Below are 20,990 nucleotides of genomic sequence, written 5' to 3'. Positions count from 1 at the left end.
GATTTCAGGAGCGCTGCTTTATCGAAACTGACAATCGCTGTCGCGTTCTGGACAACGCGAATTAGTGCGCCCCTCCGCCGCCGCCACCGGCGCCAAACGGCGGTCTGGCAAACCACACCAGCCCCAGCAGGACGATGAAGATCCCCGCTGATATCCAGAAAATCTCGTTTGCCGAGATAATCAGCCCCTGGTTGGTGATCTGCTGGGCAATCCAGCCGGATGCCTGCTGCTCCGTCATCCCCATGCCCTGAAGCTGACTGTACATCTGCTGGGCATTCGGATTGTACGGGTTCACCGCTTCGGTCAGCTGGGCATGGTGCATCGATTCACGGTTGGTCCACAGGGTGGTGGTGATCGACGTCCCGATGGAACCCGCTAGCGTACGGGTGAAGTTCGACAGGCTTGATGCCGCCGCCAGACGCTCAGGCGGCAGGCCAGAGAGCGTAATGGTGGTCAGCGGCATAAAGAAGCACGCCACCGCAAAGCCCTGAATGAACTGCGGCCACGCCGAGGCGCCAAAGTCCATTCCCGGCTCAAAGGTATACGCGCGCCAGTAGAAGCACACGGCGTACATAATGAAGCTGAACGTCACCAGCCGACGCATGTCGAGCTTGTGGGCGAAGCGGCCAATAATCGGCGACAGCAGAACCGGGATCACCCCAACGGGCGCTGAGGCCAGACCCGCCCAGGTCGCGGTATAGCCATACACCTCCTGCAACAGCTGCGGCAGCAGAACAATCGCGCCGAAGTAGAGCATATAGGCGAGGCTGATACACAGGCAGCCGATGGTGAAGTTTCGCGATTTGAAGAGCGAGAGATCGACAATCGGGTTGTCGTCCGTCAGCTCCCAGACAATCAGGAAGCTTATCGACACCACCGCGACAATGGTCAGGATGATGATCTCCTGCGAGTTGAACCAGTCGAGCTCTTTACCGCGGTCGAGCATGATCTGCAGACTGCCGATACCCAGGATCAGCAGCGCCAGCCCGATGCTGTCGATACGGCGCTGTTCGGTGCGCGTCTCTCGTCCCCGCAGCGACTGCAGCGTCATCAATACCACGACGGCGCCAATCGGTACGTTGATAAAGAAGATCCAGCCCCAGTGGTAGTTATCGCTGATGTACCCGCCCAGAATCGGTCCGCAGATAGGCGCGACGATAACGGTCATTGACCATAGCGCCAGCGCGACCGAACGTTTTGCTGGGGGGTAGTTGCTCAGCAGCAAACTCTGCGACAGCGGGATCAGCGGCCCGGCGACAATCCCCTGAATGACGCGGAAGAAAATCAGCATCGTCAGGCTGCTGGACATGCCGCACGCCCAGGAGGCAAGAACAAACGCTACCGTGGACCAGAGGAACAGCTTCACCTCACCGACGCGCTTCGCCAGCCAGCCGGTGATAGGGATGGAGATGGCGTTTGCCACCCCAAACGAAGTAATGACCCAGGTCCCCTGGCTCAGCGACGAGCCAAGGTTACCGGCGATGGTTGGGATCGCCACGTTTGCGATGGTGGAGTCCAGCACCTGCATGAATGTCGCCAGCGACAGCGCAATGGTCATAATGACCAGCTGCGCGCCTTCCAGCGGTTTTTGCGGCTTTTGCTGTTGCATAACGCTCACCTTCGGATTAACCGGCGTTTGCCTTCACGATGTCATCGATCAGTTTGTTGACCGGATCGAGGCTAATTTCACGGGCGTTACTTTCATAAACCGGGCTGCTACGCACCTGGCTTGCCAGGATCTGACCGTCGCGGTTGGCGGTATCGACCGTCACAAGCGTGGAGAGGCCGATACGCAGCGGGTGATCCGCCAGCTGTTTGGCATCCAGCTCGATACGCACGGGCAGACGCTGAACCACTTTAATCCAGTTACCGGTGGCGTTTTGCGCAGGCAGCAGGGAGAAGGCGCTGCCGGTCCCCATATCCAGACCCACCACTTTCCCGGTGTACTTCACGTCATCGCCATAGATATCGCTGACCACGGTTGCGGTCTGGCCGATACGCATATGGGCGAGCTGCGTCTCTTTAAAGTTGGCGTCTACCCACAGGTTGTCTGCCGGCACGACCGCCATCAGCGGCGTGGTCGGACTAATCTGCGCCCCTGGCTGGACGGAACGGCGGGAGACGTAGCCGGTCATCGGGCTGACGATTTTGGTACGCTGCAGGGCAAGCCATGCGTTGCGTACTTCAGTCGCCGCCTGTTGTACGGCGGGCTGGTTTTCGAGGCTGGTGCCGAGCACCATCGCCTGGTTGGCGTTGTACTGTTGAATGGCCACATCCAGCTGTGCCTGAGCGCTGGCGACGGCGTCGCGGGCGTGCTGCAGCTCTTCACGGCCAATCAGGTTGGCCGTGCCGAGCGGTACACGGCGGTTCAGGTCGCTCTGCGCCTGCGCGAGTGCGGTTTTCTGCACGTCGATGTTGGCCTGCAGCTGTTTACTGTTGATCATCAGCTGGCGGGTCTGACGGACGCTGGAGGCCAGCGCGGTCTGGGCTTTCTCAAATGCCTGCTGGGCGTCGGTTGGATCGAGGGTCACCAACACATCGCCTTTTTGCACAAAGTCGGTATTGTCAGCCCAGACTTTCGTCACGCTGCCCGACACCTGCGCCATAATCTGTACCTGGTTCCCTGCCACGTATGCGTCGTCAGTCTCTTCTGCATGACGCAATACTAAAAACCAATAGATCCCATATGCCACGGCAATAATAATAAAGAGCAAGGTCAACAGAAGAAGGGCACTTTTACGTTTGCCTTTCTTATTGGCCGGTTGCTGCGGGGTAGTGCTCTCCGCATTTGCGCTCATTGTTGTTCTCCACGATCTTCTTATTTTCACATCGGCTGAGCCGACCTGTTGTCAGAAAGGCCAGCAGTGTGACGTGCTGGCCTGTCGGTTTTCTTATATAAATCTGGATTGTTGAGCGTGTCGTCGCGTTAGCGCAGCGCCTCAAGAACAGCGCCTTCTTCATCCATCTGGTCCAGACGGGTGAGCAGCTTGCGAGTGATGTGCTCAAGCTGGTCGCGCTCGGAAGTACTGAGGGCAGACCAGAGTTTGTGCAGGCAATTGTGCTGAGGTGGCAGCACCTCACGCAGGAACTGGTGACCTTTATCGGTCAATTGCAGATGCAGGCAGCGGCGATCGTTATCGCTTTCACGGCGCTCAATCCAGCCGCGCTTTTCCAGCTCATCGGCAATACGGGTCGCATTGGTACGGGACGATCCCAGCGCGCAGCTCAGCTCAGAAGGCTGAATGCTATGGTTTTCCTGAGACTCCAGCGTAATCAACGCCATAAACAACGTCTCGTTAATCCCTTGAGCTTTCAGCATTTTATTACGATTTTCCAGTAGCTTACCCTGCATGTGCATGCACAGGCGTGTCAGCAGGATTTCCTGATACGGGAAGTCCTCATGACGACTGGCGCGGAATTTAAGCATTTGTTCAATGGGCGTAAACGAACTATCCATTTTGGGCATAACCTCATTAATTACAGCCGATATAGTAACGATGGTGACAAATAATGTAAATGAATTATTTGTGCGGTTATATCCGCCAAACGAATGCCACCATCAAAGAGCGCCGGGTAAGTCCGTGACCCGGTGAGCACAGAAAGCGTAGGGTATAAACCCGCTGAAGAGAGGATGTGGGGACGGGGGTCTGAACTATTCATGCCAATTGTAGATATGTCACCCACATTAAAATTTCTGGGATAAATGATTACGTTTACATTAACAGACTGCCGGGCCCCTTTACACCCTAAGAGGCCCAAAGCAATGTAAAACTTAATGAATTGCTTCCTGACGATGATAGCCGCGCCACCATACAACCAGGTTAAGCGCGGCGACGAGTGCCCCTATCCCGCACACACCTGACCAGCCGGCATGCTGCCACGCCGACGCTGATATTAACGAACCCGCCGCACCACCAATGAAGTAGCTGGTCATGTATCCGGCCGTGAGGCGGTTACGCGCCTCGGGCTTCACGCGGTAAATCACGGTCTGGTTGGTGATGTGCACACCCTGTACGGTGAGATCGAGCACCAGAATACCGACGATCAGCGCCAGCACCGAGACGTGCCCATACCAGATGGCCGCCCAGGAGAGCAGGAGCAAAATCAGTCCGGCTGTCGTGGTCATGTGCGATTTGCCTTTATCAGCCAGCCCGCCTGCCGGGCGAGCGCCCAGTGCACCTGCTGCACCGGCCAGACCGAACAGACCAATCACCCCTTCGGAATAATTGAACGGCGGTGCGGCCAGCAGAAATGCCATCGACGTCCAGAGAATGCTGAAGTTGGCGAAGGTTAAACACCCCAGCAGAGCGCGGGTGCGCAGCAGTTTATCCTGCGTGAACAGGCTAAACACGGAGGCCAGAAGCTGCGGGTAATTCAGGTGGTTCTCCTGCTTCACCTTCGGCAGCCCGCGCCACAGCGCCAGCGCCATCACCACCATCAATACGCTCGCCACCCAGTAAACGGTGCGCCAGCCGCCGAGGCTTGCCAGCAGCCCGGCAACGGTTCGCGCCAGCAGAATGCCCAGCAGCAGGCCGCTCATGATAGTGCCGACCACTTTGCCGCGTTTTTCCGGCGAGGCGAGCGTTGCGGCGAGAGGCACCAGGATTTGCGCCACGACGGAGAAAAGCCCCGTTAGCGCGGTACCGACGATCATCATCGTCAGCGACTGGCTGCTGGCGGTGATCAGCATGCCGCCTGCCGCCAGAAGCGTCATAGAGACGATAAGCATCCGGCGCTCAAACATATCGCCCAATGGCACCAGGAACAGCAGCCCTGCCGCATAGCCTAGCTGCGCAGCGGTGACGATAAAGCCGGCGGAGCTGGCTGAGAGATCAAAGGCGCGCGCGATAGTATCAAGCAGAGGTTGTGCGTAATAGTTGCTGGCGACTGCCAGACCCGTTGCCACGGACATTAAAAGGATGAGTGCGGGGCTAAGCCCCTGAGATGTTTTTGTCATTAGTTTCAGGAATCGTGAGTTAAGTGATTATTTTTCCGGAAACCATAATAGCTAATGATTGTGAATGTTGGGGGATTGTTATGTGTGTGTTTGTGCGGTTAATCGCCTCACCCTAACCCTCTCCCCAGAGGGGTGTACGGTCCGGGGTGAGGGGTAAGGTTGTGTTGTGTTTTTACTTCTGCGCCGCAAGCGCCTCTTTCACCCAGCCATCAAACTGCTGCTGGTGGGCTTTGATCCAGCCATCCACGTGGCCTTTGACATCCGCCTCAGAGGATTTGCCCGCATGCATCATCGCATTCTGGGCGTTGATGTCCGCCAGCGGCAGCTTCATCACCGAGAACAGCTTCGCCGCAGCCGGGTTTTTCTCCGCCCAGGCTTTGTTCGCCACGATGTGCATGGTGTTCACCGGGAAGCCATAGTTCATGCCGTTCGGCAGTTTGGTGTCGATATCTTTCTGCTCGCCCGGCAGGGAGGAGAAGGGCACCTGCAGCCACACCACGTCTTTACCCGGCTTCAGCACGTCGCTCACCCAGTATGGCGTCCAGGTGTAGTAGATCACCGGCTTGCCTTCCTTAAAGCGGGCAATGGTATCGGCCATCATCGCGGAGTAGTTGCCGTGGCTCACGTCGACGGTTTTCGCCAGATCGAAGGCTTTGTTCTGGTGGTTAATCACCGCTTCACAGCCCCAGCCCGGCGAGCAGCCCATCATGTCGGCTTTACCGTCACCGTTGGTGTCGAACAGTCTGGCGATCTTCGGATCTTTCAGCTGTTCAATATTGGTGATGTGGTACTGGTCGGCGGTTTTCTTGTCGATCAGATACCCCTGCGCTGCGCCCGTCACGAAGGTGCCTTCGCGGTAGAATTTCTTGTCACCACCGGCGGCGGCATACATGTCGTCGTGCAGCGGCTGCCAGTTCACTGCGGTAAAGGTGGCGTCACCGGAGGCAATCGAGGTGTAGCCCACGTTGTAATCCACTTCGCTCGGCGTGTTAACCGTGTAGCCGAGCTTCTCCAGCGCGCGGCTGACGAGCAGGGTCTGGAAGCTCTCTTCTGAAATGGTGCTCTGCACCGGCTGCACGGTAATGCCTTTGCCCGGCAGGTCAGCGGCAAACGCGCTGGTGGAGACAAGGGTGGCAAACGCTGTGGCAAAAAGTACGTTATGTCGCATCGTTGTTCCTTATTTTGTAAATGGGCGGGTCAGTAACCCGACAGGGCCGGTGGTGTACCAGCGACGGTTGCCGCGACTGCGTGAATCACGACCGACAGCCTGGGTCAGGCGGTCAAGGATAATGGCGAGGATCACAATCCCGACGCCGCCGACGGTCGCCAGCCCCATGTCGAGACGGCCAATACCGCGCAGCACCATCTGGCCGAGACCGCCAACGGCGATCATCGAGGCGATCACCACCATGGACAGCGCCAGCATCAGCGTCTGGTTAACGCCCGCCATAATGGTCGGCATCGCCAGCGGAAGCTGAACCTTAAACAGCATCTGACGCGGGCTGGCGCCGAACGAGCGCGAGGCCTCAATCAGATCCGCAGGCACCTGGTTAATGCCCAGGATAGTCAGGCGAATAATTGGCGGCAGGGCGAAGATAATGGTCACCACCACGCCCGGCACGTTACCGATGCCGAACAGCATCACGATAGGCACCAGATAGACGAACGCCGGGGTGGTCTGCATCGCATCCAGCAGGGGACGAATAATCTTCGCCGCCCGCGGGCTGCGCGCCAGCCAGATCCCCATCGGCAGGCCGATGACAATGCAGAAGAGGAGGGCGGTCAGCACCAGCGCCAGGGTGATCATCGCCTGCGACCAGGCCCCAATCGCGCCGATGGCAATCAGCGAAATCAGCGTGGCGACACCCATCCCGGCGCTGCCAAACTGCCAGGCGATCAGGGAGAACAGGATAATCGCCACGGGCGCCGGCATGCCCAGCATCAGCTGCTGGAAGCCGTTCAGGATGTAATCCACCGGGATGCGGATCCCCTGGAAAACCGGGCGGAAGTGCGTGACCACCCAGTCGATCCCCTCCGTCACCCAGCTGTCCAGCGGGATCAGCGTCTTGTGGAACGGATCCATAATATTGAAGTGCTCTGGCGCAGGCGCGGGTGCGCTGTTCAGCCAGTCTGCCGCGCCGCCGCCGTCGGCAGGTGCGGGCGTGGAACCCCACGCGTCGGCGGATTGTGCAGCGTTATCCGCCGCTTCAGTGGTACCCCATGGGTTTGATTGATCAGCCATTGTTTGCCCCCTCGCGATCTAAAGCCTGTAGCAACATCCGTTTTGAGATGATGCCAACGTACTGTTGTTCTTCACCGACAACCGGCACGGCGCAAGGCGCCTGACCCACGTGAGAGAGCAACTCGCTGAGCGGCGTTTCGGCATCCACGGCAAGCGGAGCGTCAATCAACGCCGCATCGATTCCCTGGTTTTCGCTCAGGGCGGTTTTCAGAGAGTCGATGGAGACAACGCCGACAAATTTATTGCCGCGTTCAACCAGATAACCGTATTCACGGTCTTCATCCTGCAACAGCTTCAGCGCGGAGCGCGGGCCGAAGCCTGGCGTTTTTCGAATAATGCCGTTTGGCGTTCGTCGGGCAATATCTTTCGCGCTAAATACCTGGCTAATATCCACGCCGCGGAAGAAGGTGCGCACGTAATCATTTGCCGGATTATTGAGAATTTCATCCGGCGTGCCGACCTGCACCACTTCGCCATTTTGCATAATGGCAATGCGATCGCCAATACGCATGGCTTCATCGAGATCGTGAGAAATAAAGACAATGGTGCGCTGGTGTTTGGCCTGTAATTTTACCAGCTCATCCTGCATCTCGGTGCGAATTAAAGGATCGAGGGCGGAGAAGGCTTCATCCATTAATAATATGTCTGGATTAATGGCTAACGCGCGGGCTAATCCGACGCGCTGACGCATCCCGCCCGAAAGCTCGTCCGGGTAGGCATGAGCGTAATTTTCCAGCCCAACCTGACGCAAAGCATCCAGGGCTTTTTCCTGACGTTCCTGAGCGGGCGTGCCGGCTAATTCCATACCGAAGGCGGTATTATCGAGCACCGTCATATGCGGCATCAGCGCGAATGACTGAAACACCATTGCGATCTTCTTTCTGCGCACCTCGCGGAGTTCTGCGTCTGAGATTCTGGCGATATCCACGCCGTCAATCAGCACCTGTCCGCGGGTGGGTTCAATCAGGCGATTGAGAAGGCGAACCATAGTGGATTTACCCGAACCGGATAACCCCATGATGACAAAAATCTCGCCTTCTTCAATGGCCAGACTGGCGTCTTTAACGCCAAGCGACAGCCCGGTTTTTTCCAGAATTTGCTCTTTCGAAAGGCCTTTCTCAATATATTTGAATGCGCGCTGCGGGTGCTCGCCAAATATTTTATAAAGATTTTTCACTTCTAATTTAATTGCCATGCAATAGAGAGTGTCCTGTTATTTGTTTATGTCGATATGATTACCATGGTAAATTGTTAACGGGCATAACCCTAACATACTGAGAATCTGAGACAACCCTGAGTTGGCCTGACGCCGGAATTTTGCTGCAAGCGAAACGGCTGAATTTCCCATGAATAAAGGGCTGAGGACGGTTTGAATTTTTCTCAATTTTTTGCTGCTGCGTCGGGAAATTCGCCTGAATCGGAGTGATTCAGGCGAATATGACGGGGAAATTACAGTGTAGTGCCTGGTGAAATAGTGGTGTGGAAATAATGAGATTTATATTTAATTAATGAACGTTAATTCATACATTAAAAATCCCAATCCTCATCTTCTGTCTCCACCGCTTTACCCATCACGTACGACGATCCGGACCCGGAGAAGAAATCGTGGTTTTCGTCCGCATTGGGCGACAGCGCCGCGAGGATCGCCGGGTTTACCTCCGCCATCTCCGGCGGGAAAAGCGCGTCGTAGCCCAGGTTCATCAGCGCTTTGTTCGCGTTGTAGCAGAGAAACGCCTTCACGTCCTCTTCCCAGCCCGTTCCGGCGTACAGCTCTTCGGTATAGCTCAACTCGTTGTCATACAGATCCATCAGCAAATCGAGGGCGAAACCCTTGAGTTCCTCGCGTTTTTCCGGGCTGACTTTCTCCAGCCCTTTCTGATACTTATAGCCGATGTAATACCCGTGCACCGCCTCGTCACGGATAATGAGGCGAATCAAATCGGCGGTGTTAGTGAGCTTGCCCCGGCTCGACCAGTACATGGGCAGCCAGAAGCCGGAATAGAAGAGGAAGGATTCCAGGAACACGCTGGCGATCTTCTTCTTCAGCGGCTCGTCGGCGCGGTAATACTCCAGCACCAGCTCCGCCTTGCGCTGCAATGACGCGCTCTCTTCGCTCCAGGCGTAGGCCGCGTCCACGTCTTTGGTCTGGCACAGCGTGGAGAAAATCGAGCTGTAGGAGCGGGCGTGCACCGCCTCCATAAAGCTGATGTTCGACATCACCGCCTCTTCGTGCGGCGTCAGCGCGTCGCTCATCAGAGCGGGCGCACCGACGGTATTCTGAATGGTGTCCAGCAGCGTCAGGCCGGTAAAGACGCGGATCGTCAGCTGCTGTTCGGCGTGGCTCAGCGTCTGCCAGGCTGGAATATCATTGGAGAGCGGCACCTTTTCCGGCAGCCAGAAATTGCTGGTCAGGCGGTTCCACACCTCCAGGTCTTTATCGTCCTGAATCTTGTTCCAGTTAACGGCACTCACGCGTGACAGTTTCATCCTTTCTCCTTACAGCGCGCAGGACACGCAGCCTTCGATTTCGGTGCCTTCCAGCGCAAGCTGGCGCAGGCGAATGTAGTACAGCGTTTTGATGCCTTTCTTCCAGGCGTAAATCTGCGCTTTGTTGATATCCCGCGTGGTAGCGGTGTCCGGGAAGAAGAGCGTCAGCGACAACCCCTGGTCCACGTGCTTCGTGGCCTCGGCGTAGGTATCAATGATTTTTTCCGGGCCGATCTCGTACGCGTCCTGGTACAGCGCCAGGTTTTCATTGGTCATAAACGGGGCAGGGTAGTAGACGCGTCCGGTTTTGCCTTCCTTACGAATTTCAATCTTCGACACGATCGGGTGAATGCTCGACGTGGCGTGGTTGATGTAGGAAATCGAACCGGTTGGCGGCACCGCCTGCAGGTTCTGGTTATAAATGCCGTAGCGCATCACGTCGTCGCGCAACTGCTGCCACATCTCGCGCGTCGGCAGGGTAATGCCGGCGCGGTCAAACAGCGCGCGCACTTTTTCGGTTTTCGGCTGCCAGTCGCCTTCCAGATACTGGCTGAAATACGCCCCGCTGGCGTAGCGCGACTGCTCAAAGCCTGCGAACCGCTGGTTGCGCTCGCGCGCCAGCATCATTGAGGTATGCAGCGCATGCCAGGTGACGGTGTAGAAATAGAGATTCGTGAAATCCAGCCCTTCCGGGCTGCCGTAGGCGATGCCTTCCCGTGCCAGATAGCCGTGCAGGTTCATCTGCCCCAGGCCGATGGCGTGCGATGCGGCGTTGCCCGCCTCGATGGACGGCACGCTGCGGATGTGGCTCATGTCCGATACCGCCGTCAGCCCGCGAACGGCAGTCTCCACCGTGCGGCCAAAATCTGGCGAATCCATGGTGTGGGCAATATTGAGCGACCCGAGGTTGCAGGAGATATCTTTGCCGATCTCCGCGTAGTCCAGGTTTTCGTCGTAAGCGGAGGCGCTGTTGACCTGCAAAATTTCCGAGCACAGGTTGCTCATGTTGATGCGCCCGGCAATCGGATTGGCGCGGTTTACCGTATCCTCGTACATGATGTACGGATAGCCGGATTCAAACTGAATTTCCGCAAGCGTCTGGAAGAAATCGCGGGCGTTGATGTATTTCTTGCGGATGCGATCGTCTGCAACCAGCTCGTCATAAAGCTCGCTTATCGCCACGTCGCCAAACGCTTTGCCGTAGATCCGCTCCACGTCATACGGCGAGAAGAGCGCCATGTCGGCATTCTCTTTGGCCAGCTTAAACGTGATATCCGGGATCGTCACGCCGAGCGACAGGGTTTTGATGCGGATTTTTTCGTCGGCGTTTTCGCGCTTGGTATCGAGAAAACGCAGGATGTCCGGGTGGTGCGCGTGCAGGTAAACCGCCCCCGCCCCCTGGCGCGCGCCAAGCTGGTTGGCGTAGGAGAAGGCATCTTCCAGCATCTTCATCACCGGGATGACGCCGGAAGACTGGTTTTCGATGCGTTTGATCGGCGCGCCCGCTTCCCGCAGGTTCGAGAGCAGAAACGCCACGCCGCCGCCGCGTTTGGAAAGCTGCAGCGCCGAGTTCACCGCACGGCCAATCGACTCCATATTGTCTTCGATGCGCAGCAGGAAGCAGGAGACCAGCTCGCCGCGCTGGGCCTTGCCGCAGTTGAGGAAGGTGGGCGTAGCGGGCTGGAAGCGGCCGGAGAGGATCTCCTCCGTCAGCCGTTCAGCCAGCGCTTCATCGCCCTGGGCCAGCGTCAGGGCCACCATCACGGTGCGATCTTCAAAGCTTTCTAAATAGCGTTTGCCGTCGAAGGTTTTCAGGGTGTAGCTGGTGTAATACTTCCATGCGCCAAGAAACGTCTGGAAGCGAAAACCGCTGGCGTGCGCACGTTCAAACAGTCTTACCACGAAGGGACGATCGTAGCGGGCCAGGACGCGCTCCTCGTAGTAGCCCTCGTTAACCAGATAGTCGAGACGTTCATTCTGGCTTGCAAACGTCACGCTGTTGGGCCGCACGTGGGCGGCGAAAAAAGCCTCTACCGCCTCGCGATCTTTGCCAAACTGAATGCGCCCCTCCCGGTCATAGAGGTTAAGCATCGCGTTTAATGCGTGGTAGTCCGGCGTCGCCTGAATTACCCGTTCTGCGGTTGTCGTTGCCAAAATTCGTTCACTCCTTTACGCACGTTTTCTACGTCCTGCTGTGTCCCCATCAGTTCAAAACGATAGAGATACGGCACGCCGCATTTTTGAGAGATGACATCCCCGGCGCGGCCAAAGGCATCGCCAAAATTACGATTGCCCGCCGCGATCACGCCCCGAATCAGTACCCGGTTATGAGGATCGTTCAGAAAGCGGATCACCTGGCGAGGTACTGCTCCTGCCGTACCGCCGCCGCCATAGCTGGGCACCACCAGTATGTAAGGTTCGTCTACCTGAATGCGCTCCCGCTCATTGAGCGGAATACGCACCGCTGGCAGCCCGAGGCGCTCAATAAAGCGCAGCGTGTTTTCTGAGCTGCTGGAGAAGAAGACCAGCCCACTCATGCACGCGTGGCCTGAGCGCTCAGGCGGTTAATCATGTCCGGGCGAAAGCCAGACCAGCTGGTATCACCGGCAACCACTACCGGAAGCTGACGAAATCCCTGTTCGCGCAGGGTATCCGCGGCATCGGGCACCAGGTCGATATTTACCATCTCAAACGCCACGCCGCGGCTCTCCATCGCCCGTTTGGTGGCGTGGCACTGAACACAATCGTTACGAGTGTAAATAATAATGCTCATGATTCGTATTTCCATTTAGAATGAGAAAACGGCGCGAGTTAACGCGTCATAGAGTGTGTGTCTTTCTTAAGGGAATACTAGATGTAGTTGAGAAAAGATTCAACCATACAAGATATGGGAAATTCAGATTAATATTGCCCTGGTGATGAGCACAGCGGGGCAGGGCGGGCTGTACGGGTTTTTCAGGCTTACAGGCATAAAAAAGCCCCGGCGCCTGAGGCTACCGGGGTTGAGAATGCGGGCTTACTTACGCAGGCTGAGCAGGGCTCCGACAAAAATGCCGACCGCCGCGACGGTTCCCAGCGTACACAGTGGTTTTTCACGTACGAAGGTCGTAGCACAGCTTGCCATGTCGCAGGCCGCCTGCGTAGCGCGTGAACGTCCGTTCATACGGGCGCGGGTTTCACGGAGCAGAGACTGAGCCTTACGTTTCGCAGCATCTGCTTCATCCTTCGCATCCGATCCCCAGGATTTCAGCACTTCCTCAAGCGTGTCCGCTAATTGGCTGACATCATTACGAATATCCTGCGCGTCGTCGTTAATATCGTTTCGGTTCGGTCTGTTAAACATACGATCCTCCGTAATTTTGTGTTCCCGTTTAGTTTAGTTCAGAAATTTAATATCTGAAGCGCGTCACGCGTTATCCGCCAGTTTATGGACTATTCTGAAAGCCCTGCTAATGCTGATTACTGTAAGGTTGCCGGGCAGGAAAAGATAACGAGGAAAAGATATGTATTTACGACCTGACGAGGTGGCACGCGTTCTTGAAAAAGAGGGATTCACCATGGATGAGGTGACGCCAAAAGCGTATGGATATCGCCGCGGCGAGAATTATGTTTATGTTAATCGTGAAGCCAGGATGGGACGTACCGCTCTCATTATTCACCCGACGCTGAAAGACAGAAGTCTGTCATTTGCTGAGCCTGCCTCGGATATTAAAACCTGCGATCACTATCAGCAATTTCCGCTCTATTTAGGCGGTGAACGGCATGAGCATTATGGTATTCCGCACGGTTTCAGTTCGCGTATGGCGCTGGAGCGGTTTCTGAAGGGACTGTTTGGCGACGTACAGTAAATCTGCGACTGGCTTTCGCCAGTCGCTTCACATTACGCTTTTACCTGGCCATACTGGCTGACCTTAAACAGGCGGCGGCAGTAGTCGAGGAAATAGCCGTATACCGCACCCATCAGCATTGATACCACGATATTCGAACTGACCGCTGCGGCGATCTGGTGCCAGTCCGCGCCCACTGTCAGGAGAATAGCCACGTAGACCGGCGACTGGAACGTGACGTACGCCAGCACGTCGGCAAGATTTTTCATCCAGCCCGCCGGGCTGATGCGGCGCGCGAAACGCATAACGGCATCGCGGTATAGCCCGTAAGGCCATGCGATAATAATATTGACCGGGATCGCCACCAGACGAGAAGAAAGTGACTGCTCGAAGGTCATTCCGGAGAGGAATATTTCAATCAGCATGTTCACAACGGAACAGTAGACAACCATCGCGAAAGTATCCGCCACCGCGTGGCGCAGGCGAGATTGCGGCGAGAACATGTCTGAACTCCTTGAGAAGAACGCAGTGGAATCGGTTTTCCTTCAGCGGCTAGTGCTTTAGGTTGGTTTGTTTGAGGTGTATAGCGTATATCTCTATGTTTGAACTAACAACTAGTGATTAATTTTTATTTACTCGCCTTTTGTCCACAAAATTCTCTAAAATTGATTGTTTTTTATCCGGTTCGTTATAATCTGTCTCATCAAATGTTTTACTTATATAAATCAGTGTCTTATGTGTTTTGCTTTTGACGCAGAAATCCACTCCCCTGATGTGAGCGCAGTATGCTGTGATTTGGATTAAAGTTGACCATTTATATTGATTCAGTGATTAGATCTACGTGTTTCCCGCCAATGCTATGCGCTATTATTAACGGCGATATTTAAATATATTTACATTTATGCCCGTTTGGATCCTTGGGTAGATATTTCAACTGAAATGAATTATTCTTGGGGCGATTTATCTATTTACCCCAAAGAAAAGGTTTTCAATAATATGTCTTTGACGTTACAGAATCTTAATAATATCCGAACCCTGCGCGCGATGGCGCGAGAATTAACCCTGGACGTTCTTGAGGAAATGCTGGAAAAGGTCAGGGTCGTTACTGAAGAAAAACGCAATGAGCTGGCGGAATTAGAGCAGCAGCGCGCTGAACAGCAGGAAAAAATTAATACCCTGCTGGAACTGATGAAAGCCGATGGTATTTCTCCGACTGACCTGCTGGGTTCAGAACTGGCGCAGGCGGGTAAACCGACTAAAAAGCGTAAACCGCGTGAAGCGAAATATCGCTTTATTGACCAGAACGGTGAAGAAAAAACGTGGACCGGCCAGGGCCGCACGCCGAAGCCTATTGCCAGCGCGCTGGCAGAGGGTAAATCACTGGATGATTTTCTGATCTAATACGTGGACCGGGCGGAACAAGCCGCCCGGTTGTCTGTTCAGCAGACGCCGAAATCACCTTCTTCGGTATACGGCGCCAAATCGGCCGCTTTCAGCGTATATTTCTCGCCTTGTTCATTGCTGGCCTGTACCGCCACCACGTTTTCACCGTTCACTTCGAGCACTTTCAGCTTTGGGCCGCCTTTAAGCGGTTGCACATAATCACCGACAGAAAACATATAACCTCCTCATCGTTTTAGCGATCTTCACCTTAGCCGACGTCTGATGCCGGGTACAGCGTAATTCATTGATTACTGCTTATGAGGTATGACGGTTCCACGGCATCACTTTCAGCAACCGTGCCATACCGCAAAAACCTGTCACACCGGCGAACAGCAGCCCGGCACCGACGAAACCGCTTAGCAGGAAAAAGCCGCTGGAGACGCTATAACCCAGCACCACGCCGCAGAGGATCAGCAGCCCGGCGGCAATTTGTACCTGCCGCATCAGCGGGAGCGGCTGGGATTTATCTTCAACGGTCAGCAGCCCGGCCTGCTTCCAGCCCTGAATGCCCCCCTCAACCACGAAGGCCTGAGCCGGCAACGCTGCCTGCGCAAGTCGCGCAGCATTGTTTGATGTCCGTGTCCCGGACTGACAGTGGAAAATCACCGTTTCACCAGGGGCAGCGTTGAGCCCGCCGGGTAAAGAATCCAGCGGTATGGAGCGTGCTGCCGGAATATGCTCGCGGGCATACTCATCGGGATCGCGAATATCAATCAGTTTTGCGCCTTCTTTAATAAGCGCGTTCGCCTGCTGTGGCGAAATAAGAGAAAGAGACATGGTGTTTCCTTACGGTCAATTTATGAGTAGTAGAACATTTAAGGAAGGGCTTAAGCCAGTGTAAAGAGGGTAAAGGCAGGTAAAAGCGCGAGAGACGAATGGCAGTAACCCGTAAACTGGCTATGCTTAGAGAAATGTCTCTTTTTAATTTTCAATTGGTTAGCTTGCACGGAGTGATTATGGGTTTTTGGCGCGTTGTTTTTACGATTATTCTCCCGCCGCTGGGCGTGCTGCTTGGCAAGGGACTGGGCTGGGCGTTTATTCTGAACATCCTTCTGACCATCCTGGGTTACTTCCCGGGCCTTATCCACGCGTTTTGGGTGCAGACGAAAAACTAAGCACGCCACAGTAAATCACTGTATATACCGGTTAATACGCCTTCCGGGCCAAACTGCTGTTTGATCCAGCGCGTCACCTGGCCGGTCGCCGCATGCTGCGTGGCGAGCAGCATGCGCGAGTCCTGACGCGGATTGTTAATACGCCGCGTGATGAGCAGACCGTCTTCCATCGCTTCTCTTGCCATGTATTCCGGCAAAAAGCCAATCCCTTCCCCCAGAATCTGGCACTGGCACTTGGTGTTGAAATCCGGCACCAGAATCGCCTCCTGCCCGTGCAGCAGCCAGCCGACCTTCTTGTTGATGGTATGCGCTGTATCTTCCACCATGATGTTGGGGTACAGGCGCAACTGGCTCTCCGCTATCGGTTCGGGAACAAAGGCGAGGGGATGTTCCGGCGCGATGGCAAACACCCAGCGAATGGCGCCAATTTCGGTGTAATCAATCCCGCCGCCGTCCAGCAGCGTATCCGGCGCGCCAATCGCGATGTTGGCCTGATTGTTGATGATCGAATCCCAGACGCCGTTATACACCTCGGTCGTCACCGTGATCTGGCAGGTGGGAAACTGCTTTTTCAGCACCTGCAGCAAACGCGCGGTATGGCGCGGCGTATACAAGAGCTGATTAATGCAGATGCGCACTCGCGCCTCGATGCCCTGCGAAATGGTATCAATCCCGCGCTTGATGGCGTGGAAGTCGTTCAGCAGGTCGGTGGCCTTACGGTAAAAATAAAACCCGGACTCCGTCAGTTCGATGCTGCGCGTGTTGCGCACAAACAGCACCACGTCCAGCCCGGTCTCCATGCGTTTAATGGTGTAGCTAATGGCGGAGGTCGTCACACCCAGCTCGGCGGCGGCTTTGCTGAAGCTGCCGAAGCGTGCCGCGGTGGTGAAGGCCAGCAGGTTCTCTTCGGTAAAGATGGAATTCATATCACAGCATCCTCAGCCATCAGTTTTGAACATATTTTAACGGCGCCGTTACATCATATTTGAAGTGTGTCACAGTTCTGACTATTTACGCGGAGCCGCGTCCTGCAAGGCTTTTACAACCATAAGGATAATGCTGTCTGAGGCGCTAAAAAGCGGTAAACCATAAGAAAAAGGTTGCACAGACGCACGTTTTAGCCTGACTGTTGAATTTAACTCAACAATGAATTGCGTGTCGATGAATCATTTTTAAGCGGATTCTTTTGTGACCAGGCTGTTGCTATTCTCAGGTCATCAGAAGTGAAACATTGGGAGACTGGATATGTCTGCAAACGCACTCGTTACGGAATTTCTGCTGGCGGCAGAAGAGGGCAACATCGACGCGCTAAAAGCCTGCCTGGATAACGGCGTGGATATTAACGCCACCAACCGCCAGAAAAGAACCGCCATTATTATTGCCAGCCTGAAAAAGCATTATGCCTGCGTGGAATTTTTAATTGCCGCCGGCGCGGATATTGATAAACAGGACCAGACCTGTTTTAACCCCTTCCTGATAAGCTGCCTGACCAATGATTTAACCCTGCTGCGCATCGTTCTTCCGGCGAATCCGGATCTCGACCGTCTGACGCGCTTCGGCGGCGTGGGCATTACCCCTGCCAGTGAAAAAGGCCACGTTGAAATCGTGCGCGAGCTGCTGGAAAAAACCGATATCAACGTCAACCACACTAACTTTGTCGGCTGGACGCCGCTGCTGGAAGCCATCGTGCTGAATGACGGCGGCGCAAAGCAGCAGGAAATTGTGAAGCTGCTGCTGGATCACGGCGCGAATCCGCACATGACCGATAAATACGGCAAAACCCCGCTCGAACTGGCGCGGGAAAAAGGCTTCGATGCCATAGCCGATCTGCTGCTGGCGGCGGGCGCATAACGCATTCGGCCAGCCACGTCCGGCTGGCCGTTAATTCAAACAGTATTTTTACCGACGTGCATTCTGCGCGACGGCGGCCCCCTTTTATCCGTATTCAGGAGAAAACAATGCCAACCAAAATCGTCATAAAAAAGAACACGTATTTCGATTCGGTTTCCTTAATGTCGGTTTCCACCAAAGCCAATAAATTGCCGGGCGTCGAACAGGCGTTTGTGGCAATGGCGACGGAAATGAATAAAGGCGTTCTGAAAAATCTCGGGCTGCTCACGCCGGAATTAGCGGAAGCCAAAAATGGCGACCTGATGATCGTGATTAAAGGCGACGCGGCGAACGATGAAACGCTGGCGGAAATAGAGGCTTTATTTACCCATAAAGCGAGCGGCGGCACCCATGAAGCACGCTACGCGACGATTGCCAGCGCCAAAACTCATCGCCCGGACAGCAACCTGGCGGTCATTTCCGTCAACGGCACCTTTGCCGCCCGCGAAGCGCGTCAGGCGCTGGAAAACGATCTTAACGTCATGCTGTTCTCCGATAACGTGTCGCTCGACGACGAGCTGGCACTGAAGCAGCTGGCGCATGAGAAAGGGCTGCTGATGATGGGGCCTGACTGCGGAACCGCCATCATCAACGGTGCGGGGCTGTGCTTCGCCAACGCGGTACGTCGCGGGCCGATTGGGATTGTTGGCGCCTCCGGCACCGGCAGCCAGGAGCTGAGCGTGCGCATTCACGAGTTCGGCGGCGGCGTATCGCAGCTGATCGGCACCGGCGGGCGCGATCTCAGCGAGAAAATCGGCGGCCTGATGATGCTCGACGCCATCGACATGCTTGAGGCGGATGAGGGCACCCGGGTGATTGCGCTCATCTCCAAGCCGCCTGCACCCGCGGTGGCCGGGAAAGTGCTGGCCCGTGCGCGTGCCTGCCGCAAGCCCGTGGTCGTCTGTTTCCTTGGCCGTAACGACCCGCCCACCGACGAAGACGGCTTGCAGTTTGCGCGCGGCACCAAAGAGGCGGCGCTGAAGGCGGTGCTGCTTACCGGCATTAAAAAAGAGTCCCTGGATCTGCATCCGCTCAACTGGCCTTTGATTGAAGAGGTGCGCGCCCGCCTGACCCCACAGCAGAAGTACATTCGCGGCCTGTTCTGCGGCGGCACCCTGTGCGACGAAGCGATGTTTGCCGCGCTGGAGAAGTTCGACGATGTCTGGAGCAACATCCAGCCCGATCCGGCTAAGCGCCTGAAGGACATCAGCGTCAGCCAGGCCCACACCTTCCTTGACTTCGGTGACGACGACTTCACCAACGGCAAACCGCACCCAATGATCGACCCGACCAACCGCATCAGCCGCCTGCTGCAGGAGGCGAGCGATCCGCAGGTGGGCGTTATCGTGATGGACTTCGTGCTCGGCTTCGGCGCGCACGAGGATCCGGTGGGGGGGATGATCGACGCGATCAAAGAGGCACAGGCGATCGCGAAAGCCGATAACCGTCCGCTGGAGATCCTCGGCTACGTGCTCGGCACCGACCAGGATCCGCAGTCGCTGGCGCAGCAGTGCCAGCGGCTGACCGACGCAGGCGTCATCTGGGCCAGCAGCAGCACCAACACCGGATTACTGGCACGCGAATTTGTCTGCAAAGGGGAGAACGCATAATGACCACTTTATTCAACCAGCCGCTTAACGTCATTAACGTCGGCATTGCGATGTTCAGCGACGACCTCAAAAAGCAGCACGTTCCCGTGACCCAGCTCGACTGGACGCCGCCGGGGCAGGGCAACATGCAGGTGGTAGAAGCGCTCGACCAGCTGGCAGAGAAACCGCTGGCGGAGAAGATCGCCGCCGCGAACAAAATCGCCCTTGAGCGCATCATCCAGTCTCACCCGGTGCTGGTGGGCTATGACCAGGCAATTAACGTAGTGCCGGGCATGACCCGCACCACCATTCTGCACGCCGGTCCGCCCGTCGCCTGGGAAAACATGTGCGGGGCGATGAAGGGCGCGGTTACCGGTGCGCTGGTATTTGAAGGGCTGGCGACGGATCTGGAGGATGCCGCAAGGCTGGCGGCTTCAGGCGAGATCACCTTCTCGCCGTGCCACGAGCACGACTGCGTGGGCTCCATGGCGGGCGTCACCTCCGCGTCGATGTTTATGCACATTGTTGAAAACAAAACCTACGGCAACCGCGCCTTCACCAACCTCAGCGAGCAGATGGCGAAGATCCTGCGCATGGGGGCTAACGACCAGAGCGTGATCGACCGTCTGAACTGGATGCGCGACGTGCTCGACCCGATGCTGCGCGACGCGATGAATATCATCGGCGAAATCGACCTGCGCCTGATGCTGGCCCAGGCGCTGCACATGGGCGACGAGTGCCACAACCGCAACAACGCCGGCACCACGCTGCTGATCCAGGCGCTGACGCCGGGGCTGATTCAGGCGGGCTATCCGGTGGAGCAGCAGCGTGAGGTGTTCGAGTTTGTCGCCAGCAGCGACTACTTCTCCGGCCCGACGTGGATGGCGATGTGTAAAGCCGCGCTGGATGCCGCTCACGGCATTGAATACAGCACCGTGGTTACCACCATGGCGCGCAACGGCTACGAGTTCGGCCTGCGCGTTTCCGGCCTGCCGGGGCAGTGGTTCACCGGCCCGGCGCAGCAGGTGATTGGCCCGATGTTCGCGGGCTACAAGCCGGAAGACTCCGGACTGGATATTGGCGACAGCGCCATCACCGAAACCTACGGCATCGGCGGCTTTGCGATGGCGACGGCACCGGCCATCGTTGCGCTGGTGGGCGGCACGGTGGAGGAAGCCATCGACTTCTCGCGCCAGATGCGCGAGATCACCCTCGGCGAGAACCCGAACGTCACCATTCCGCTGCTGTCGTTTATGGGCATTCCAACCGCCATCGACATCACCAGAGTGGCGGGCAGCGGCATTCTGCCGGTGATCAACACCGCCATTGCCCACAAAGACGCGGGTATCGGCATGATTGGGGCGGGCATCGTTCACCCGCCGTTTAGCTGTTTTGAAAAGGCGCTGTTGACCTTCCGCGATCGCTACGTTCTATAAGGTA

At 56.1% G+C, this 20,990-nt stretch carries 22 protein-coding genes; 6 read left to right on the top strand and 16 right to left on the bottom strand.

The features are described 5' to 3' along the window. Nucleotides 1-61 precede the first annotated feature (61 nt). The 12 genes from emrB to IM314_RS05820 form a co-directional block, all read right to left on the bottom strand. Nucleotides 62-1,609, bottom strand: coding sequence for a multidrug efflux MFS transporter permease subunit EmrB (emrB, locus tag IM314_RS05875; protein WP_028014182.1), 1,548 nt, complete (start codon nucleotides 1,607-1,609; stop codon nucleotides 62-64). A 16-nt stretch (nucleotides 1,610-1,625) separates the two neighbouring features. After that, complete coding sequence (gene emrA / locus IM314_RS05870) at nucleotides 1,626-2,798, bottom strand: multidrug efflux MFS transporter periplasmic adaptor subunit EmrA (protein WP_021241959.1); 1,173 nt, start codon at nucleotides 2,796-2,798, stop codon at nucleotides 1,626-1,628. 128 nt (nucleotides 2,799-2,926) lie between these two features. After that, entirely contained in the window at nucleotides 2,927-3,457 is a 531-nt protein-coding gene (mprA, locus tag IM314_RS05865; RefSeq protein WP_041911975.1) for a transcriptional repressor MprA, read from the bottom strand. 315 nt (nucleotides 3,458-3,772) lie between these two features. Continuing rightward, the gene (locus IM314_RS05860; RefSeq protein ID WP_028014180.1) at nucleotides 3,773-4,957 is read right to left on the bottom strand and encodes an MFS transporter; all 1,185 of its coding nucleotides are present in this window, start codon (nucleotides 4,955-4,957) and stop codon (nucleotides 3,773-3,775) included. Nucleotides 4,958-5,129: 172 nt separating this feature from the next. Further along, complete coding sequence (gene proX / locus IM314_RS05855; protein ID WP_047364379.1) at nucleotides 5,130-6,125, bottom strand: glycine betaine/L-proline ABC transporter substrate-binding protein ProX; 996 nt, start codon at nucleotides 6,123-6,125, stop codon at nucleotides 5,130-5,132. A gap of 9 nt (nucleotides 6,126-6,134) precedes the next feature. Next, nucleotides 6,135-7,199 carry a glycine betaine/L-proline ABC transporter permease ProW gene (proW, locus tag IM314_RS05850; protein WP_193358397.1) on the bottom strand — a complete coding sequence of 355 codons (1,065 nt, stop codon included), beginning with the start codon at nucleotides 7,197-7,199 and terminating at the stop codon, nucleotides 6,135-6,137. Continuing rightward, nucleotides 7,192-8,394, bottom strand: a complete 1,203-nt coding sequence (gene proV, locus IM314_RS05845; protein WP_045260893.1) for a glycine betaine/L-proline ABC transporter ATP-binding protein ProV — start codon at nucleotides 8,392-8,394, stop codon at nucleotides 7,192-7,194. The genes proW and proV overlap by 8 nt, the downstream gene beginning before the upstream one ends. 332 nt (nucleotides 8,395-8,726) lie before the next feature. Continuing rightward, nucleotides 8,727-9,686 (bottom strand): class 1b ribonucleoside-diphosphate reductase subunit beta, encoded by a 960-nt coding sequence (gene nrdF / locus IM314_RS05840; protein ID WP_045260892.1) that lies wholly within the window; start codon nucleotides 9,684-9,686, stop codon nucleotides 8,727-8,729. Between the two features lie 9 nt (nucleotides 9,687-9,695). Then, entirely contained in the window at nucleotides 9,696-11,840 is a 2,145-nt protein-coding gene (gene nrdE, locus IM314_RS05835; RefSeq protein ID WP_150144955.1) for a class 1b ribonucleoside-diphosphate reductase subunit alpha, read from the bottom strand. Next, the gene (gene nrdI, locus IM314_RS05830; RefSeq protein WP_041908531.1) at nucleotides 11,813-12,223 is read right to left on the bottom strand and encodes a class Ib ribonucleoside-diphosphate reductase assembly flavoprotein NrdI; all 411 of its coding nucleotides are present in this window, start codon (nucleotides 12,221-12,223) and stop codon (nucleotides 11,813-11,815) included. Before nrdI ends, nrdE begins: the two co-directional genes overlap by 28 nt. Next, nucleotides 12,220-12,459, bottom strand: a complete 240-nt coding sequence (gene nrdH / locus IM314_RS05825; RefSeq protein WP_041908533.1) for a glutaredoxin-like protein NrdH — start codon at nucleotides 12,457-12,459, stop codon at nucleotides 12,220-12,222. The genes nrdI and nrdH overlap by 4 nt, the downstream gene beginning before the upstream one ends. 243 nt (nucleotides 12,460-12,702) lie before the next feature. Continuing rightward, on the bottom strand, nucleotides 12,703-13,029 hold the full coding sequence (locus IM314_RS05820) for a DUF883 domain-containing protein (RefSeq protein ID WP_023308924.1): 327 nt from the start codon (nucleotides 13,027-13,029) through the stop codon (nucleotides 12,703-12,705). A gap of 160 nt (nucleotides 13,030-13,189) precedes the next feature. Between IM314_RS05820 and IM314_RS05815 the strand changes: the two genes are divergently transcribed. Continuing rightward, entirely contained in the window at nucleotides 13,190-13,534 is a 345-nt protein-coding gene (locus IM314_RS05815; protein ID WP_023308923.1) for a DUF2002 family protein, read from the top strand. A gap of 32 nt (nucleotides 13,535-13,566) precedes the next feature. On the opposite strand, the gene alaE is transcribed toward IM314_RS05815, so the two are convergent. Then, entirely contained in the window at nucleotides 13,567-14,016 is a 450-nt protein-coding gene (gene alaE, locus IM314_RS05810; protein WP_028014172.1) for an L-alanine exporter AlaE, read from the bottom strand. Nucleotides 14,017-14,509: 493 nt separating this feature from the next. Here alaE and stpA point away from each other — a divergent pair, with 493 nt between their 5' ends. Further along, nucleotides 14,510-14,914, top strand: coding sequence for a DNA-binding protein StpA (gene stpA, locus IM314_RS05805; RefSeq protein WP_041908535.1), 405 nt, complete (start codon nucleotides 14,510-14,512; stop codon nucleotides 14,912-14,914). 38 nt (nucleotides 14,915-14,952) lie between these two features. On the opposite strand, the gene IM314_RS05800 is transcribed toward stpA, so the two are convergent. Both IM314_RS05800 and IM314_RS05795 read right to left on the bottom strand, forming a co-directional pair. Continuing rightward, the gene (locus IM314_RS05800; RefSeq protein ID WP_028014170.1) at nucleotides 14,953-15,132 is read right to left on the bottom strand and encodes a hypothetical protein; all 180 of its coding nucleotides are present in this window, start codon (nucleotides 15,130-15,132) and stop codon (nucleotides 14,953-14,955) included. A 79-nt stretch (nucleotides 15,133-15,211) separates the two neighbouring features. Further along, nucleotides 15,212-15,733 carry a rhodanese family protein gene (locus IM314_RS05795; RefSeq protein ID WP_028014169.1) on the bottom strand — a complete coding sequence of 174 codons (522 nt, stop codon included), beginning with the start codon at nucleotides 15,731-15,733 and terminating at the stop codon, nucleotides 15,212-15,214. Nucleotides 15,734-15,912: 179 nt separating this feature from the next. Between IM314_RS05795 and IM314_RS05790 the strand changes: the two genes are divergently transcribed. Beyond that, entirely contained in the window at nucleotides 15,913-16,071 is a 159-nt protein-coding gene (locus IM314_RS05790; RefSeq protein ID WP_032644909.1) for a YqaE/Pmp3 family membrane protein, read from the top strand. On the opposite strand, the gene IM314_RS05785 is transcribed toward IM314_RS05790, so the two are convergent. Further along, a complete protein-coding gene (locus IM314_RS05785; RefSeq protein WP_028014168.1) occupies nucleotides 16,068-16,997 on the bottom strand; it encodes a LysR substrate-binding domain-containing protein in 930 nt (309 codons plus the stop codon). The two genes, IM314_RS05790 and IM314_RS05785, sit on opposite strands and share 4 nt — an antisense overlap. A 319-nt stretch (nucleotides 16,998-17,316) precedes the next feature. On the opposite strand from IM314_RS05785, the gene IM314_RS05780 reads away from it, so the two are divergent. The 3 genes from IM314_RS05780 to IM314_RS05770 all read left to right on the top strand — a co-directional run bounded on the left by IM314_RS05780 (nucleotide 17,317) and on the right by IM314_RS05770 (nucleotide 20,986). Continuing rightward, a complete protein-coding gene (locus tag IM314_RS05780; protein WP_041908539.1) occupies nucleotides 17,317-17,922 on the top strand; it encodes an ankyrin repeat domain-containing protein in 606 nt (201 codons plus the stop codon). Between the two features lie 107 nt (nucleotides 17,923-18,029). Next, complete coding sequence (fdrA, locus tag IM314_RS05775; RefSeq protein ID WP_193358396.1) at nucleotides 18,030-19,571, top strand: acyl-CoA synthetase FdrA; 1,542 nt, start codon at nucleotides 18,030-18,032, stop codon at nucleotides 19,569-19,571. After that, nucleotides 19,571-20,986, top strand: a complete 1,416-nt coding sequence (locus tag IM314_RS05770; protein ID WP_193358395.1) for a DUF1116 domain-containing protein — start codon at nucleotides 19,571-19,573, stop codon at nucleotides 20,984-20,986. Before fdrA ends, IM314_RS05770 begins: the two co-directional genes overlap by 1 nt. Nucleotides 20,987-20,990: the final 4 nt, after the last annotated feature.

The sequence above is a fragment of the Enterobacter cloacae complex sp. P42RS genome (genome assembly GCF_014930595.1).
GTDB lineage: Bacteria > Pseudomonadota > Gammaproteobacteria > Enterobacterales > Enterobacteriaceae > Enterobacter > Enterobacter bugandensis.
This window is presented reverse-complemented; position numbering and strand designations above follow the sequence as displayed.